Source organism: Streptomyces sp. NPDC050619, assembly GCF_040654815.1.
Taxonomy (GTDB): domain Bacteria; phylum Actinomycetota; class Actinomycetes; order Streptomycetales; family Streptomycetaceae; genus Streptomyces.
The window spans coordinates 128,880-146,316 of record NZ_JBFAIR010000009.1 but is presented as its reverse complement, the minus strand read 5'-3'; the positions used below and the strand labels follow the sequence as shown (position 1 = coordinate 146,316).

At 69.3% G+C, this 17,437-nt stretch carries 12 protein-coding genes and 3 pseudogenes; 6 read left to right on the top strand and 9 right to left on the bottom strand.

The window, feature by feature from the left end:
* Nucleotides 1-374: 374 nt before the first annotated feature.
* The 7 genes and pseudogenes from AB0I77_RS17215 to AB0I77_RS17185 all read right to left on the bottom strand — a co-directional run.
* Nucleotides 375-1,035: pseudogene (locus AB0I77_RS17215) on the bottom strand (XdhC family protein); the annotation flags it as partial.
* Between the two features lie 217 nt (nt 1,036-1,252).
* Nucleotides 1,253-3,448: pseudogene (locus AB0I77_RS17210) on the bottom strand (xanthine dehydrogenase family protein molybdopterin-binding subunit).
* Nucleotides 3,445-4,425 (bottom strand): xanthine dehydrogenase family protein subunit M, encoded by a 981-nt coding sequence (locus AB0I77_RS17205; protein ID WP_363283382.1) that lies wholly within the window; start codon nt 4,423-4,425, stop codon nt 3,445-3,447. Before AB0I77_RS17205 ends, AB0I77_RS17210 begins: the two are co-directional and overlap by 4 nt.
* A 12-nt stretch (nt 4,426-4,437) precedes the next feature.
* Nucleotides 4,438-5,085: a (2Fe-2S)-binding protein gene (locus tag AB0I77_RS17200; protein ID WP_363283381.1), complete on the bottom strand. Its 648-nt coding sequence runs from the start codon at nt 5,083-5,085 to the stop codon at nt 4,438-4,440.
* Nucleotides 5,086-5,611: 526 nt separating this feature from the next.
* On the bottom strand, nt 5,612-6,748 hold the full coding sequence (locus AB0I77_RS17195) for an XdhC/CoxI family protein (protein ID WP_363283380.1): 1,137 nt from the start codon (nt 6,746-6,748) through the stop codon (nt 5,612-5,614).
* Nucleotides 6,749-7,088: 340 nt separating this feature from the next.
* Nucleotides 7,089-8,111, bottom strand: a complete 1,023-nt coding sequence (locus tag AB0I77_RS17190) for a zinc-dependent alcohol dehydrogenase family protein (protein ID WP_363283379.1) — start codon at nt 8,109-8,111, stop codon at nt 7,089-7,091.
* 67 nt (nt 8,112-8,178) lie between these two features.
* Nucleotides 8,179-9,411, bottom strand: a complete 1,233-nt coding sequence (locus AB0I77_RS17185) for an MFS transporter (protein WP_363283378.1) — start codon at nt 9,409-9,411, stop codon at nt 8,179-8,181.
* 136 nt (nt 9,412-9,547) lie between these two features.
* Here AB0I77_RS17185 and AB0I77_RS17180 point away from each other — a divergent pair, with 136 nt between their 5' ends.
* Together AB0I77_RS17180 and AB0I77_RS17175 are read left to right on the top strand one after the other, a co-directional pair.
* Complete coding sequence (locus AB0I77_RS17180) at nt 9,548-10,450, top strand: helix-turn-helix transcriptional regulator (protein WP_363283377.1); 903 nt, start codon at nt 9,548-9,550, stop codon at nt 10,448-10,450.
* 814 nt (nt 10,451-11,264) lie between these two features.
* On the top strand, nt 11,265-12,188 hold the full coding sequence (locus tag AB0I77_RS17175; protein WP_363283376.1) for an SDR family NAD(P)-dependent oxidoreductase: 924 nt from the start codon (nt 11,265-11,267) through the stop codon (nt 12,186-12,188).
* Here AB0I77_RS17175 and AB0I77_RS17170 read toward each other — a convergent pair.
* A pseudogene (locus AB0I77_RS17170) lies at nt 12,172-13,385 on the bottom strand (transposase). The gene AB0I77_RS17175 and the pseudogene AB0I77_RS17170 overlap by 17 nt on opposite strands.
* A 68-nt stretch (nt 13,386-13,453) precedes the next feature.
* Between AB0I77_RS17170 and AB0I77_RS17165 the strand changes: the two are divergent.
* The 4 genes from AB0I77_RS17165 to AB0I77_RS17150 all read left to right on the top strand — a co-directional run bounded on the left by AB0I77_RS17165 (nt 13,454) and on the right by AB0I77_RS17150 (nt 16,939).
* Complete coding sequence (locus AB0I77_RS17165; RefSeq protein ID WP_363283375.1) at nt 13,454-13,900, top strand: MarR family transcriptional regulator; 447 nt, start codon at nt 13,454-13,456, stop codon at nt 13,898-13,900.
* A 99-nt stretch (nt 13,901-13,999) separates the two neighbouring features.
* Entirely contained in the window at nt 14,000-15,241 is a 1,242-nt protein-coding gene (locus AB0I77_RS17160) for an FAD-dependent oxidoreductase (protein WP_363283374.1), read from the top strand.
* 103 nt (nt 15,242-15,344) lie between these two features.
* Complete coding sequence (locus AB0I77_RS17155) at nt 15,345-15,671, top strand: 2Fe-2S iron-sulfur cluster-binding protein (RefSeq protein ID WP_363283373.1); 327 nt, start codon at nt 15,345-15,347, stop codon at nt 15,669-15,671.
* Between the two features lie 50 nt (nt 15,672-15,721).
* Nucleotides 15,722-16,939, top strand: coding sequence for a cytochrome P450 (locus tag AB0I77_RS17150; RefSeq protein WP_363283372.1), 1,218 nt, complete (start codon nt 15,722-15,724; stop codon nt 16,937-16,939).
* Nucleotides 16,940-17,053: 114 nt separating this feature from the next.
* Here AB0I77_RS17150 and AB0I77_RS17145 read toward each other — a convergent pair whose 3' ends face one another.
* Entirely contained in the window at nt 17,054-17,434 is a 381-nt protein-coding gene (locus AB0I77_RS17145) for a hypothetical protein (RefSeq protein WP_190147077.1), read from the bottom strand.
* Between the last annotated feature and the right edge of the window lie 3 nt (nt 17,435-17,437).

Genomic DNA, 17,437 nt, shown 5'->3' with positions numbered 1-17,437 from the left:
GAGGCTCGAGCAGCAGACGCAGGAAGCTGAGAGCCGGATGAGGGCATCTGTCGGGGCGGTGCTCTTCGGGGCGGCGATCTCTTCCACACGTACGTCGCCGGGGGCGTGCAGTACTGCAGCGTGCATGGGGTTGCTCCTTTGCGGTTTCGGGTCGGCCACCGAGGCGGTCGGGACGGTTCCTTGCCATGTCTTGGGCCCGGCCCGGTGGACGCGGTGGGGGGCGCCGGTGGTCGGCCGTCATCTCACCCGCGTGCCCGAGCGTCCGTTTTGATCGGTCCTCTGATGGGTGCGGTCCTGACCAGCGATGGCTCAGGCCTGCTCGGCGTGGGTTGGGGCTGAGCTGTGGATGCCGGCGGCCGTGGAAGCCGCGGGTCGGCGGCGCTGAGCGCAATGGCGAAGTCGACCGCGGCCGAAGACCAGCATGCGCGGGCGCGACGCCTGGACGTGGACGAGGACGGTCAGCGGTTCAGGGCATCCGTCCCCGCTGCCGCCGACCGTGACGCGGGCGGTGCGGCCTGCCCGCAGCAGGGCCCGGGCTTCCTCCGCCACCAGCCGGTCCGCCGATCCGTCGCCCAGGGTGCCGTAGGTCATGCTGCCGTCGGCGAGGACGCTCAAGGTGGAGCCGAGGACGTCGTCCGGGCCGTCGACGACCTGGGCCACGGCCGCGGGCCTCCCTTCCACGACCTCACCCAGAGCCGCCGCGAGGTGAGGTCCGTCGGACCAGTCGACGCGCTGCACAAACACGTCGAGCTCGCCGCCGCAGGTCAGCCCGACAGCGAAAGCGTCGTCGTCGGAGTACTCGAACCAGGCCCGCTGCGGGGCGCCCCCGTCGTGCAGCACCTGTCGGCACAGCTCGTACACGGCGCCCTCGACGCAGCCGCCGGAGATGCTGCCGACCGCGTTTCCCTCCGCGTCCACCGCGACCGACGTACCCGTGGGCAGGGGTGCGCTGCCCCGCACGTCGACGACGGTGGCCAGGGCGAAGGGACGTGCCTCGCGGCACCAACGGTTCAGCGTGTCCGCGATGTTCAGCATGGGCGGGTCTCCGTGTGAGACGACGGGGGACGACGATTCTTGGAGTGCGACGGCTTGGGCAGGTGGGCCGCCGCTGTGTCGTCGGGGGGAGTGACACGGCGGCGGCCCCGGGGTCCGGCGGCCAGGCATGGTCGGCCGCCGGACGGTAGGGGGAGCACCCCGGGCGGTCGTCTCACCTCGAAACCGGCCGCCCGGGGGCTCGTATCGGGGCTTCGGCTCAGAGCAACGCCTCGGCGGTGATGGGCAGTTCGCGGATCCGGCGTCCGGTGGCGTTGAAGACCGCGTTGGCGATGGCGGCCGCCACCCCGACCTGGACGATCTCTCCGACCCCCTTGACGCCGAGCGGGTCGGCCTACATGTCCTCGCCCTGTAGGTAGATGGCCTTGATCTCGGGGATGTCGGCGTTGACCGGGACCAGGTAGCCGGCGAGGTCGGCGTTGACGATACGACCGTCGCGGTGGTCGGTGACCGTGTGCTCAAGGAGTGCCTGGCCGATGCCGCCGACCATGCCGCCCAGGGCCTGGCTGTCGGCGAGCTTGGGGCTGACGATGCGTCCGCAGTCGTACACGCCGAGCATCCGCCGCACCCGCACCAGGCCCAGGGTCGCGTCGACCCCGACCTCGGTGAAGACCGCGCCGTAGGAGTAGTACGAGTGCCGCTCGGGATCCTGCGGCCCGGCCCAGGAGCCGTCGGCTTCGATGTGGGTGAGGTTGTTGCGGGCGAGCAGCCGTTGGTAGGTCTCGCCGCGCGCCGTGTTGCTCCGCACGTGCAACCGCCCGCTGCGCACCACGATGTCCTCGGCTTTGACGCCGTACAGGGGTGATTTCTCGTCCTCTACGGCCAGTTCGATCGCCTGTTGGCGGATCTTGTTGCAGGCGTCGAGGTTGGCGGAGCCGACGCACATCATGGTCATGGAGCCGCCGTGCGGCGGGGTCTGCGGATACAGGGAGTCGCCGAGCCGGAAGGTCACCGCGCGCATGGCGAGTCCGAGGGCGTCGGCGGCGACCTGGGTCTGGGAGGTGTAGGTGCCCGGGCCCATGTCGCTGGCGGCGGCCTCGACCACCGCGGTGCCGTCCGCGTTCAGGCGGGCGCGGGCGTGCGCCTCCATGTTGTTGGGGTCGTACACGGCCGCCGCCATGCCCAGACCGATCAGCCAGTCGCCATCCCGCCTCGAGCGGGGTTTCGGATTGTGCCGGTGCCAGCCGAACTCCCGGGCGCCGACGGTGTAGCACTCGCGCAGTCGGCGGGTGGACCAGGGCAGCCCGTTGGACTCGTCCTCGGCCGGTTCGTTGCGCAGGCGCAGCTCGATCGGGTCGATGCGGAGGCGGTGCGCGAGTTCGTCCATGGCCGACTCGATGGCGAAGGAAGCGTTCGCGAAGCCCGGGCCGCGCATCCAGATCGGGCTGTTCACGTCCAGGGGCACCTTGCGGTACTCCTGGCTGACGTTGGGGGTGCTGTAGAACATCTGGCCGGCAAGCATGATGGCCTCTTCGAACGTCTCGTACGACGAGGTCTCCGCGTCTATCTCGTGGACCGTGGCCTTGAGGCGGCCCCGCCGGTCACTGCCCAGGCGCAGCCGGTACTCGTACAGGGGCCGGAAGCCGGTACCGAAGTACATCTGTTTGCGGGTCAGGACCACCTTGACGGGACGCTTCATCTCGCGGGCGGCCAGCGCGGCGACGACCGTGTGCGGCCAGCAGCGCAGTCCGCTGCCGAAGCCGCCGCCGACGAAGGGGTTGATGACCCGCACGGAGTCCAGCGGCACATCGAACACCGTGGAGAGTTCCGTCTGGGTGCCCACCACCCACTGCGTCTTGTCCCACACGGTGAGCTTGTTGCCGTTCCAGCGGGCGATGGTGGCGTGCGTCTCCATCGGGTTGTGGTGGTTGCGCGCCATCCGGTACGTCAGATCCATCCGCACCGCCGCCTCGCGCAGGCCGGCCTCGGCGTCACCGCGTGCGTACTCGGTCGGCTCGCCCGCCTTGGCCTCGTGCAGGTCGGTCGAGGGCTGCTCGGCGTCGTACTCGACCTTGACCAGGCTCGCGCCGTGCTGCGCTGCCTCCAGGGTGGTGGCCACCACGACGGCGACCGGCTGACCATGGAAGAGGACCTTGTCGTCCTGGAAGACCCGCAGCCTGCGGCCGGGAAGGTTGTTCGAACCCGGATTGTCGCGGTACGGCAGCTTCGGCGCGTTGCCGTGATGGATCACCCGCAACACGCCCGGATGGGCTTCGGCGTCACGCGTGTCGACGCCGGTGATACGGCCGCGCCCGACGCTCGCGTCGACGATGACCGCGTGCACCACCCCGTCGACATCGAACTCGGCGGCGTACAGCGCCTTGCCCGTGACCTTCAGCCGCCCGTCCACCCGGGACAGCGGCGCACCCACGGCTGCCTGGGGCTGGGGGCTCACTTGGTACCTCCTACGACGCGCAGCTGACGCTCGACGGTCCGCTTCAGCAGCGCGACCTTGAACCGGTTGTTCTCCAGCGGACGAACCCCCTGCACCGCCTCCTCGGCGGCGGCTGTCCACAGGGCGTCCGAGGGACGTTCCCCGACGAGGTGCCGCTCGACGGCGGGCAGCTTCCACGGCACCGTGCCCACTCCCCCGGCGGCGGCCTTCGCCTCACGGATCACCCCGCCGCGCACGTGCAGGGCGACGGCCGCCGAGGTCAGGGCGAACTCGTACGACTGCCGGTCACGTACCTTCAGGTAGCCGGACTTCAGCGGGCGCGGCAGGGCGGGGATCTCCACCGCCGTGATCAACTCGCCCTTGCGGAGGGCGTGTTCACGGTTGGGGGCATTGCCAGGCCGCAGCAGGAAGTCGGCGAAGGGCACCGTGCGCTCCCCTTCCGGGCCCAGCAGATGCACGGTCGCCTCCAGCGCCGCGAACGCCACCGCCACGTCGGACGGATGCGTGGCCACACAGGCATCGGAGGTGCCCAGGATCGCGTGCATGCGGTTGAAGCCGTGCAGAGCGGCGCAGCCCGAGCCGGGCTCACGCTTGTTGCAGTCGGCGCTCACGTCCCGGAAGTAAGTGCACCGGGTGCGCTGCATGATGTTGCCGCCGATGGTCGCCATGTTCCGCAGCTGCGCCGACGCGCTCAGCTCCAGCGCCTCGGAGATGACCGGGAACAGGGAACGCACCTTGGGGTGGGCGGCGGTCTCGGCCATGCTCACCAGCGCGCCGATGCGAAAGCCCCCACGCTCGGTGACCCTGATGTCGCGCAGTGGCAGGTCGCTGATGTCGACCAGGGTCTCGGGGCGCTCGACCGTCTCGCGCATCAGGTCGACGAGGGTGGTGCCGCCGGCGATATAACGACCGCCGCGACGGCCCGCGTTGAGGGCCTCACGGGTATCTGCGGCCTTCATGAAGGAGAAGGGATGCATGTCAGCGGCTCCTTACTTCCGGCCGGCGGTCTGCTCGACCGCGCGCACGATCTTCACGTAACAGCCGCAGCGGCAGATGTTGCCGCTCATCCACTCCCGGATCTCCTCCGGCGAACCGGTGTGCCCCTCCTGGATGCAGCCGACCCCGGACATGATCTGGCCGGGCGTGCAGTAGCCACACTGGAAGGCGTCCTCGTCGATGAACGCCTGCTGGAGCGGGTGCAGTTCGTCGCCCTCGGCCAGGCCCTCGACCGTGGTGACCTCGGCACCCTCCAGACGCACCGCCAGCGTCAGACAGGAGTTCACCCGACGCCCGTCGACCAAAACCGTGCACGCCCCGCAAGCTCCGGCGTTGCACCCCTTCTTCGAGCCGGTCAGGCCGAACTGCTCGCGCAGCAGATCCAGCAGCGAGGTGCGGTTGTCCACGGTCACGGTCCGCCGGGTGCCGTTGACCGTCAAGGAGACCCGGCTCTCAGGCGGGGCCTCGGCGGCGGCCACCTCGTCATCGACGAGCAAGGTGCCTCCGATCACACCGCCCGCAACGACAGCACCACCGACCACGGTGGTGGTGGCGATGAAGGTGCGCCGGGTGGGCGCCGAGGAGGGCTCGTCGACTCCGGCGGGGGGAGGAACGGAGGACTGAGGGAATTCAGTAGACATTCGTACGCCTTCACATCACGGACGGATCAACCACGCACAGGGCTCTGCGGCAGCTCAAGCGGGAAGTCGTGCAGTACGGGATACGGAACGTGATCGAGCTGCGGTGCTTCAGGAAACCGGCTCAGCCGCGCGTGAGGAAGGTCGTGTCTATAGGGGGCATAAACTCAACCCCCCTCCCGAGCAGGCTCACGACTACCGTCTGGGGCCATGAACCCCTGACCCTCGGCGACCAAGCCGACAACCACTCGGAGATGGCACGCCTACTGGCGTACCGGGTGCGACGCGGCCGACCTTGCGGGTGAAGTCGCGGAGCCACTCGCGCCCAATGCCGGCGGCTTCGAAGCGGAGGAAGCAGTAGTCGCCGGAGCGTGCGGCCGTCGCTGGCCGGTCGAGCGCCACGGACAGCCGACGAGTCACCTCGTTCAGGGCGGTGTTGTCATACACGTGACCCGTGAGGTAGCTGTCCGGTGTGACCCACTTCTTCCGCCGCGTGGAGCGCCGCCTCGGTGAGCACTCAATGCCCGGCTCACTTCATGGCTGCTCGTTCTCTCACGGCCGGCCGGTGGATCGGGCCGCTGGTCGACGACAGGGGCAGCCCGGTGCCCAGGTTGGTGTGGGCGATGATCTCCGCTGTGATGGAGACGGCGGTCTCCTGCGGAGTGCGGGCGCCGAGGTCAAGGCCGATGGGGGACCGCAGCCGGGCCAGTTGGTCCTCGGTGAGGCCGGCCTGCCTCAGCAGGTGCAGGCGCTCGTGGTGGGTGCGCCGTGAGCCCATCGCGCCGATGTAGGCGGCAGACGTGCCGAGCGCCAGGCGCAGTAGGGGGATGTCGAACTTGGCATCGTGGGTGAGGACGCAGATGGCGGTGCGTTCGTCCACATCGGTGTGTTCCAGGTAGCGGTGAGGCCAGTCGGTCACGACCTCGTCCGCGTGCGGGAAGCGGGCCGTGGTGGCGAAGACGGGGCGGGCGTCGCACACGGTGACCCGGTAGCCGAGGAAGGCCCCGGCCTGGCTGAGGGCGGCGGCGAAGTCGACGGCGCCGAAGATCAGCATGCGCGGGCGGGCGGCGTGGACGTGCACCAGCACGGACAGCGGTTCCGGACAGTCGTCTCCCCCGCCGCCGGCCTCCGCGCGTCCGGTGCGCCCCATACGCATCAGGGCACGGGCCTGGTCCGCCACCGCCCGGTATACCGGTCCGCTGCCCATGGTCCCGTGGGCGACGTCGTCGTCGCCGAGGATGCTGAGAGTCGCGCCGATGAGGTGGTCAGGGCCGTCCACGATCTGTGCCACGGCGGCCGGTCGGCCCTCGGTGACCTCGGCGAAGGCGGCGGTCAGGTGGGGCTGCTGTGCGGGGTCGATCCGCTGGACGAGGACGTCCAGTTCGCCGCCGCAGGTCAGGCCGACGGCGAAGGCATCGTCGTCGGAGTAGCCGAACCAGGCGCGTTGTGGGGCGCCCCGGTCGTAGAGCACCTGTTGACACAGCTCATACACCGCGCCTTCGACGCAGCCGCCGGAGATGCTGCCGACCGCGTTGCCTTCTTCGTCGACCGCGACCGACGTACCGATAGGCAGGGGCGCACTGCCGGTGACGTCGACGACGGTCGCCAGGGCGAAGGGACGGGCTGCGCGGCACCAGCGGTGCAGTACGTCTGCGATGTTGAGCATGGGACTGCCTCCGGGGAGTGCTTCTTCGTGCGATGGGGCGGGCCGCCGCCGCACCCTTCGGGGAGCGGAGAGCGGCGGCGGCCCTGAATGGCCCGGCAGCCGGACGCGATCGTGGACCGACCACCCGTGCCCAGGAGCACGGCTGGGTGACTCGCCATCGCCGCAGGAGGGGATGGCCGTGCGCGGGGGCCGTCGCCCGCACGCGGTATGTCGCGCAATGACGGGTGACAGAACGGAACGGCTGGGGAGTCGCCACGCCGCGCCGCAGTCGAGTCTCCTCAGCCCGCTCCGTCTTCTGCCGTGGTGGGGAGCGGGCGGAGAAGGGGTGTGAGAGGCGGGATCAGAAGGTGAGGATCACCTTGGTGGCGCGCCGCTCGTCCATCGCCTTGTAGCCCTCCGGGGCCTGTTCCAGCGGCAGGGTGAGGTCGAAGACCTTGCCGGGGTCGATCTTGCGGTCCCAGATGAGCTGGATCAGGTCGGGCAGGAACCGGCGTACCGGGGCAGGGCCGCCGAGCGTGTGGATGCCGGCGAAGAACAGCTCGATGCCGGGGATGGACACGTCGTAGTTCACACCCACGTAGCCAAGGTGTCCGCCGCCGCGGGTGGCGCCGACGGCCTGCATGAAGGACTCCTGGGTGCCGACCGCCTCGATGACCGAGTGCGCTCCGAGGCCGCCCGTGAGTTCCTTGATTTTCGCGACGCCTTCATCACCGCGCTCTTCGACGATGTCGGTGGCGCCGTAGTAGCGGGCCAGCTTCTGCCGCTCGGGGTGGCGGGACATCGCGATGATGCGTTCCGCGCCGAGCTGCTTGGCGGCCAGGACGGCCATCAGGCCGACGGCGCCGTCGCCGACGACCGCGACGGTCTTGCCGGGCCCGGCCTCGGCGGCGACGGCGGCGTACCAGCCGGTGCCGAGCACGTCGGAGGCGGCCAGCAGGGAGGGGATCAGCTCGGGATCGGGCTGTCCCGGAGTGGCGACGAGGGTGCCGTCGGCGTGCGGAATGCGGGCCTTCTCGGCCTGGGTGCCGATCGTCTGCGCGACGAACTCGGCGTGCACGCACTTGGACTGGAACCCGGCCTGGCAGATCTCGCAGGTGTTGTCGGAGATGACGAAGGACCCGACGACGAAGTCGCCGACCTTGACGTTCTTGACCTCGGAGCCGACTTCCTCGACGACGCCGGCGTACTCGTGTCCCATGACCTGGTGGTCGGCGGGCTCGATGCCGCGGTACGGCCACAGGTCCGAGCCGCAGATGCAGGTCGCGGTCAGCTTCACGATGGCGTCGGTGGGCTCGACGATCTTCGGATCCTCGCGCTCCTCCACCCGAACGTCACCGGCCGTGTACATCACTACTCCACGCATGGTGGATCTCCTTGCTCTGTTGTGCTGGCGCCTGGGGCGCCGTTTCGTGTTAGTCGGTTTGTGGGGCTCATGCCGCCGGGCGCCGGCGCTGGGTGAGCGCGATGGCGATCGTGGGGACCAGGGTCAATGCGGCGATGACGGTGCCGATGACGGCGGGGCCCGTGGCCCCCAAGGGGGATGCGAGGGCCACTCCGGCGATCCAGGAGCCGATGGCGGTGCCGAGATTGAACGCCGACACGGTCAGTGCTGATCCCAGAGTGGGTGCCTGGCCTGCGAAGCGCACCGCCAGGGCGATGAGGACCGGGTTCGCGCCCAGACCGAACAGTCCCAGCAGGGCGATCAGCGCGACCGTCGGCACGGCGTGGGTGGACAGCAGGCAGATCGCCAGCAGCAGGGCCGTGGTCACCGCGGGGGCCACGATCGTGATCGTGTGCGGACGGCGGTCCCCCAGGCGGCCTCCCACCAGGAACCCTGCCAGGGCGCCGACGCCGAAGCCGACCAGCACCAGCGGCACCAGGGTGGCGGCCAGACCGGCCCGGTCGGTCAGCAACGGCGAGATATAGGTGTACGTCGACAGCACGCCGCCGGTCGTGGTCGTGCAGGCCGCCAGTGCCAGCCACAGGCGCCCCGAGCGCAGAGCCGACAGCTCGGAGCGCACGGAGATCGCCTGGCCGCCGTCGGTGTCGCGCGGAACCTGGCGGGCGATGAGCACCATGGCCGTCGCCCCGAAGACGGCCAGGGCCCAGAACGGTCCCCGCCAGCCCAGGAGCTGCCCGGCGAAAGCGCCGAGCGGCACGCCGACGACGTTGGCGAGCATCGCGCCGGCGCCCACGACGCCCAGAGCACGGGAGCTCGCGGCGGGACCGGCCGCACGGGCGGCCACCACGTTGGCCACCGCCCAGAACGCCCCGGTCGCCAGCGCGGTCAAGAACCGCGCGGCCAGCAGCAGCGTGAAGCTGGAACCGAGCGCGACGATGACGTGTCCGGCCGCGAAGACGCCCAGGGCGAGGATCAGCGTCAGCCGCTGGGGCAGCCGTAGCGTCAGCATCGCCATCAGCGGCGCGCCGACGATCATCCCGACCGCGAACACCGTGATCAGCAGCCCGGCCCGGGCCACACTGACCTGCACATCGCCCGCTATCTCCGGCAGCAGGCCCGCCACCACGAACTCGGTCGTGCCCATCAGGAACGTGCCCAGGGCCAGCACGTACACGACGAGCGGAAGCCGGGCGGGCGGACGCTCGCGGTCACCGGTGCGGCCATCGGCGGGGGCGTGGAGGGCTCCTCCTCGCAGGGTCATGCATCATCTCCGCAGCGATCGAGATCGGGGTGCGCATCCCACGAAACCGCTCCTGTCGCCCGCGCGGGAGGCTGCATTTATGGGGGGTACAAGCTCAACCCCCTTTGCCCCGGTTGCGGGCCGTAGCGTGGGAAGCATGGAAAGCCGCTCCGACAACCGCGCCGACATCCGTGACTTCCTCGCCCGCCGACGCGCCCAGCTCACCCCCGAACAGGTTGGCCTGCCCACCAGCGGCCGGCGTCGCGTGCCCGGGCTGCGCCGCGAGGAGGTCGCCGTCCTCGCCGGGGTGAGCACCGAGTGGTACACACGGCTGGAGAAAGGCCACATCAGCGGCGTGTCCGAGGATGTCCTCGACGCCGTGGCCCGCACCCTGCAGCTGAGCGAGGACGAACGCATCTACCTGTTCGACCTGGCCAAGGCTGCTCATCCCAGCCCTGCGAACCGGAGCCGCCACAAGGCCGTCGACGTCCCGCCCCGCGTCCAGTGGCTGCTCGACTCCATGACGCTGTCCGCGGCATTCGTCAGCAACGGTCGCCTGGACATCGTGGCCACCAACGCTCTCGCCCGCGCCCTGTTCGCACCGATGTTCGACAGTCGCACCACCGGCGAGCGCCATCGCCCCAACTTCGCCCGCTACTACTTCCTCGACGACGCCTCCCACGACTTCGTCGACGACTGGGACCGCGCCGCGAACACCACCGTCGCACTGTTGCGCGCCGAAGCCGGCCGATACCCCCACGACAAGGCACTGCGCGAACTCGTCGGTGAGCTGTCCACCGTCAGCACCGAATTCCGCACCCGGTGGGCCGCCCACAACGTGCGCATCCACCACGGCGGCGTCAAACACTTCCACCACCCTGACGCAGGCCCTCTGGAACTCACCTACCAGCCACTGGACCTGCCGATCTCCGCCCGCGAGGCGCACTCGCTGACCATCTACACCGCCCAGCCGGGCACCCCGGACGAAGAACGACTCAAACTGCTCGCCAGTTGGACGGCCACCCCCCGACCTGCCCACTCGCTGCGCCGGCGGTCGTGAGCCGGGCGAGCTGGACCGTTGCGGTGCAGGAGATGCGAGATGAGGCGACGCCCGCAGGCCGGCGAGTGGGCAGGTCGGCCAGCAGCAGGCCTGACTGCAGGGCGGCGGGCAGACGGCGAACAAGCTTGCTGAACCTGGCGAGCGACTCGAAAGCCGCAGCAAAGAGGGCGCAGGTGCGGCACTCGATTGGCAGCCCAGTGAGCAGAACCCCGTCGCCGCGCCGGCGCCGGTGAAGGTCATGGAGTTCTTCCAGCGTGCGGGTCTGCCCCGAGGGAATGTTGACCATCGGCCGCAGGCGGCAGCAAACCGCCGAGCAGCTCGTCGACGACCCGCACGTCCCGGCGGTTTCGTTCGTAGGCTCCAATGCCACCGCACAGGCGACACGGGCGGCCTTTTGGTCGCAGGATCCCGAGTGTGAACAGATGGCCCGGCGGCGCGTCCACTCCTCGAGAGCGCACCGTGCCGATGGCGCTCATCGGCATCAATTGGCCGGGTCTCATCGTCGCGGTCAGCTGCGCGGGCGTCGCGACGCCGGGCCGCATGCTCTCCCGCAGCGGACCACTGGACCTGGACGCCTCCGCCCGGGTGGTCGGAGTCAACCTCGTCGGTTCAACGTCTTCCGGCTCGCCGCCCAGCGCATCGCCGTGCTCAACGGCGAGGTCATCCGCCTCGACGGCGCCATCCGCATGGCACCGCGCTTCCGGAGGGCCCCAGCAGATGTGAGAGCCCAGGCCGAGGCGACCATTTGACGAAAGGTGAATGGTGCTTCACTCTACTAGGTGAAGCCACATTCACGTTATGGAGGTTGATCATCATGGCCAGCAGGAGCAACCGGTGGACCGAACAGGACATCCCCGCCCAGGACGGCAGGGTCGCCGTCGTCACCGGCGCCAACAGCGGACTCGGGCTGGAGACCGCGCGGGCCCTGGCCGAGCACGGCGCGCACGTCGTCCTCGCCGTGCGCAACCCCGGCAAGGGCCACCAGGCCCTCGCCCGCATCAGGGAAAGCGCCCCGGGCGCCAAGCTCAGCCTTCAGCGCCTGGACCTCGCCAGCCTCAAATCGGTACGCGAGGCCGCCGATGAGCTGCACGCCGCGCACCCGAAGATCGACCTGCTCATCAACAACGCGGGCGTGATGTACACCCCCCGGCAGAAGACCGAGGACGGGTTCGACATGCAGTTCGGGGTCAACCACCTCGGGCACTTCGCGCTCACCGGCCTGCTGCTGGACCTGATGCTGCCCGTGCCCGGCTCCCGGGTGGTCACCGTCAGCAGCGTCGGCCACCGCATCCGGGCCGACATCCACTTCGACGACCTGCAGTTCGACCGCTCCTACAACCGGGTTGCCGCCTACGGGCAGGCCAAGCTGGCCAACCTGATGTTCACCTACGAGCTCCAGCGCCGCCTCGCCCCGCACCGCACCACCATCGCCGCCGCCGCGCATCCCGGCGCGTCGGATACCGAACTCAATCAGAACATGAGCGGCCTGGCGCGCAAGGGAGCCGAACTGGTCCAGCCTCTGGTCACCCAGTCGGCCTCCATGGGGGCGCTGCCCAGCCTGAGGGCGGCCACCGATCCCGCCGTCACCGGCGGCCAGTTCTACGGCCCCAGAGGCATGGGCGGAACCCGCGGATACCCCAAGGTGGTCGCCTCCAGCAAGAAGTCACACGACACGGCCGTCCAGCAGCGCCTGTGGGCCGTGTCCGAACAGCTCACCGACGTCACGTACCCCGCCTGAGGCGCCCACCCGCGAGCCGGCCGACCAAAATGAGAGGGTCGGCCTGCGCGCAGTCCTCGCTCGGTGAGACCCGGCATATGTGCCGCGCCTGGGCGTCGCCGTGCCACTCAACAGCACACACACTCTGCGTACCCGCATCTCCGTGCTGGACCGACAGCACCGGAGCGGCCCGCAGGTGACCAGTCCGACGAGCCTGCACCCACCGGAGCTGACGGCCGACGTGACCGGCACCCTGCCGCCTCCGCACCGGCTGGCTCTTCGCCCGCCTACGACGAGGACATCCGGCTCCACGTCGAGGTACAGCTTCTGAGTGCCGTCGAGGCGCAACTGCTCGACCAGCGCCTCTCCACAGGCTGCCTGGACTGCTCGCCGAGCACCGGCACCACGGCAACCACAACCAATAGGCCGACGAAGGACGCCACCGATGCACCTGCGCAGTCAAGTCATCGAGCGCATCATGCGCCTTCCCGCACCCGCGACCAGGGATCTGGTCGTCGAACGCGTAGGTGGCATCGAGAGAGACATAGGGGAAGCGGATGTGATCCAGCGGGCGGGTGCGGAACGCATCGAGTTGTTCGTCGAGGTCCGCGCAGATCCGGGAGACCTCGCTCTTCGGTATGCCGGTGTCCGAGCCGAGGGCTTTGACCAGGTCGTCGACCGAGCGGGTGGAGACGCCGTGGACGTATGCCTCCATGACGACCGCGTAGAGGGCCTGGTCGATCCGGCGCCGTGCTCGAGCAGGCTCGGGAAGAAACTGCCGGCCCGCAGTTTCGGGATCGCGAGCTCCAGGTCGCCGGCCAGCGTGGTCACGGTCTTCTCCCGGTGCCCGTTGCGCCAGGTGGTGCGGCTGTCGGTCCTCTCGCCCCGCTCCGCACCGATACGGGCGGTGGCCTCGGCCTCGATCAGTTCCTGCAGCAGCCGATCAGCGACCTCGCGGACGAGTTCAAGACCGTCTGCCGAACGTAGTGACTCAAGCAAGCGAAGTAGGTCATGCCGGGACAAGGCCACCGGGCACCCCCTTGGACCGAACTGGCAGTTCACCAAGGACAGTTGCACGGTGGCCTGCCCCGTTCTCAGGGAGCGTTCACCGGCAGTCGATGCACGCGAGGGCACGGAAACGGCGCACTTCCCAGCCTCGCCCCGGGCACCCACCAGAGCCGTTCGCAACCCTCCGGCCCCCACCCTGTCCGCACCCATCCGACCGCAGGTTGACAGCAACCCGGCACTCGCAATATGGTTGACATTGTCACTGAGTGAGGATCTCAATGATTGACAATAGCGCCCATGTTGTGGAACTCGTCCCGGCGCTGATGCGGCTCGTGGCCGAGTTGACGAGAAAGACACGCGCACTCTTCGGGGCCGGCGGTCTGGATTTGACGCCGGATCAGTTCGCGGTGCTCCAAGCCCTCGCAGAGCACACCGACCTGATCACCCAGGCTCAGCTCGCCGCCGAGCTCGCCAGGGAGAAGACCGTCGTGCTGCGGCAGATCGACTCGCTCGAGAAGCGAGGACTACTCGAACGGGTTGCCGACCCGGACGACCGGCGCAAGAGAGGCCTGGTCCTGACCGATGAAGGCCGTCGCGTCCACGCCGCAGCCAAGATCATCGTCGAGCAGCTGATGACGGAGCTGGTCGGTGACATGCCGGCCGAAGAACTCAGGGGCGTAGTCAAGTCTCTCGACGAGATTCGCGCCAAAACCCAGTCGCTCTGAACCGAATCCCGATCGGCCAGTGCCGGCAACGGCGTCGCCGGGCTCGACTCCACCTTGCTCTGTTTCCAGGGAGGTTCACGATGGAAGGAACGCCGAACCATGCCAGAAAACTTAGTTGTGGTCGGGGCCGGACAGGCCGGCAGTGAACTCGCGACGACGTTGCGCCAGCGCGGCTGGAGCGGCGGCATCACCCTCGTCGGAGACGAGCTGAGCCCGCCGTACCAGCGCCCGCCACTCTCGAAGGGCTTCCTCCTCGGAAAACTCTCCCGGCAACAGCTTTACCTCAAGCCTGCCGCGACGTACGAACGCTTCAACATCGCACTGCGGCTGGGCACATGGGTGGAAGCGATCGACCGGGCGGTGAAAGAACTCGTCGTCAGCGACGGCAGCCGCCTGCCGTACGACAGACTCGTCCTGGCGACAGGAGGCCGCGCGCGGCGCCTGACGCTGCCAGGCGTGGACATGGACCGGCTCGACAACCTCTTCACGCTGCGCCGGATCGACGACGTCGACGCGCTGCGTCCGCAGTTCGTCCCGGGCCGCAAGCTCGTCCTCATCGGCGGTGGCTACGTCGGCCTGGAGATCGCTGCGGTGGCCACACAGCTTGGCCTCGACGTCACCGTCGTCGAGGCGGCTGAGCGACTCCTGGCGCGCGTGACCGGGCCGGAGGTGAGCGACTTCCTTGAGGACGTTCACCGCTCCCACGGTGTCCGCTTCCGACTCGCTGCCACGGTGACCGACGTGGCCGTGGACGCGTCAGGACGCCGGGTGACCGGGGTGGAGGTGTCGGTCTCCGGGGTCATGGACCGGCTCGACGCCGACCTCGTACTCGTCGGGATCGGCATGGAGCCGAACACCGGCCTGGCTTCCGCAGCAGGTCTGCAGGTCGACAACGGCATCGTCGTCGACGAGTTCGCACGTACGAGCGACGCGGACATCCTCGCCATCGGCGACTGTGCCAACCAGCCCAGCGCCTACGCCGGCAGGCGCATCCGACTGGAGTCGGCGCCCAATGCCATCGAGCACGCCAAGGTCGCCGCGGCGACCATCCTCGGCCAGCCACAGGCGTCCACGGCGACGCCGTGGTTCTGGTCGGAACAGTACGACCTGAAGCTCCAGATGGTGGGCCTGTCAGCCGGCCACGACCGGTGTATCACCCGCAGTGGTACGGGCACGACGTTGTCTGCCTTCTACCTCACGGGCGACAGGGTTGTCGCCGCCGACGTCATCAGCCGACCGGGCGACTTCGCCACCGCGCGGCAGCTCGTCACCAGTGGCCGTCCCGTCGACCCCGAGCGACTGGCCGACTGCGAGATCCCCCTGGCTCAGGCCGCACTCTGATCCCGGCCGCCCCCACGGGGCGGTGACTGCTCCTGGGCCCGCCGAGGCGGCCAAAAGGGCCGCCTGTTCATGAAACACACCCACGCGAGGAGGGGAGTTCACCATGCCCAAGATCACCTTCATCGAGGACGACGGCACCGAGCACGCCGTCGAGGCAGCCGCCGACGCGTCTGTCATGCAGGCCGCGATGGACAACCTCGTCCCCGGCATCGTCGCCGAGTGCGGCGGTTACGCCAACTGCGCCACCTGTCACGTCTACATCGACCCGGCATGGGCCGACAAGCTGCCTGCGCCCGAGGAGGCCGAGGAAGTCATGATCGAGGCCGCCTTCGACGTCCGGCCCACAAGCCGACTGTCCTGCCAGGTCCAGGTGACCGAGGACACCGACGGCCTGATCGTGAGGCTCCCTGCCTCCCAGACCGGCGCCTGACTCGCCCTTTCCTCCCAGCGCCCGACCACCCTGACGAGAGAGGTGACACGATGACCACAAGCTCCACGATGGACATCCCCGCGCACGTACCGGAAGACCGCGTCGTCGACTTCGACTACCTGCGGCCGGCAGGCATCAACGAGGACCTGCACGTGGCCTGGAAGAACGCGCAGGACACCCTGCCCGACATCTTCTGGACCCCCCGCAACGGCGGCCACTGGGTCGTCACACGCGCCGACGCCATCAAGGCGATCCAGCTCGACCACAAGCGCTTCTCGCACGCGCGCCTCTCGATCGGAGGCGAGTACGCGCGCGAGGGATCCGTCGTCCAGATGGACCCGCCACGGCACGGCTCGTACCGGATGCTCGTGTCTCCCACTTTCTCCCCCAAGGCCGTAGCGGCCCTGGAGCCGATCGTGCGGGAGACCACCGTTTCGATCGTCGAGGAGCTGCGCCCCAAGGGTGAGTGCGAGTTCGTCGGCGATTTCGCCCAGATCGTGCCCGTCGTCGTCTTCCTCGGCACCGTCGACCTTCCGCCGGAAGACCGCGACTACCTCCTGCCGCTCGCGGAGAAGGTCATTCGCCCGCGGGATCAGCAGGAGCACCATGAAGGCCACACCGCTCTGGGCGAGTACGTCGCCCGAGCCCTGGCCGCACGGGCCGAGCAGCCGGGCAGCGACCTCCTGAGCAAGATCGTGACGGCGAAGATCGGTGGCGAGCCCATCGCCTTCGAGGCGGCCGTGGCGCTGTCCCAAGTCGTCCTGGCCGCCGGTCTGGACACCGTCGCCTCGATCCTCGGCTTCGTCGTACGGTTCCTCGCGCTGAACCCGGGACACCGGCAGCAGCTGATCGACGACGCCTCCCTCGTGCCCAACGCCGTCGAGGAGCTCATCCGCCGCCACGGGCTCGTCAACAGCGCACGGCTGATCACGCAGGACACCGAGTTCCACGGTATGCGACTCAAGGAGGGGGAGCAGATCCTCGTCCCCAACCACCTCTACGGCCTCGACGAGCGGCAGGTCGACAACCCGCTCGTCGTCGACTTCACCCGGCCCCACCCCGAGCAGCACTACGCGGCCTTCGGCAACGGCCCCCACCGGTGTCCTGGCTCCTTCCTCGCCAAGCTCGAACTCACGGTGTTTCTCCAGGAGTGGCTAGCCCGGATCCCGGACTTCGTCATCAAGCCCGGCACGACGCCCCGCATAGCATCCGGTCCCGTCAACACCATCCAAGAACTCCACCTCGCGTGGGACACCGATCCCCGCTGATCTACCCGCTCAGCGAACCCGGCCGGCAGGTCAGCACCATCACACCGGTCCTCCGGCGCCAAGACCCAGAAGCATCCATGTCCCAGATCACCTTCACCGATCGTGTTGTCGCGATCACGGGCGCCGGCCGAGGACCGGGAACACGCCCTGGACTTCGCCCGCCGGGGAGCGGCGGTCGACTGGCCCCCGTAGAGCACCGCGCGCACCGCACCGGACACCACGACGGGCACGGCTACGACGGAGCGGATCCCCTCCCTCAGCACGGGGGCGGTCGTAGTCGTGCGTGATCGAGCGGGCCGATCTGTAGTCGGTCACCTTGGTCGGCCGCCCCGTGGTGAGAACCCGGCCGCCCAGCCCGGCCTCGGCGCGCACCCTGAGGCCGCGCAGACCCGCCGTCCGCACACCGATGAACTGCGACAGGCTCAGCCGTGTGTTCTCCACCTGTCCGCCGAACAGGACGGGGATGCCGGAGTGGCCGTGGAGCTGGCGAAGCACCTG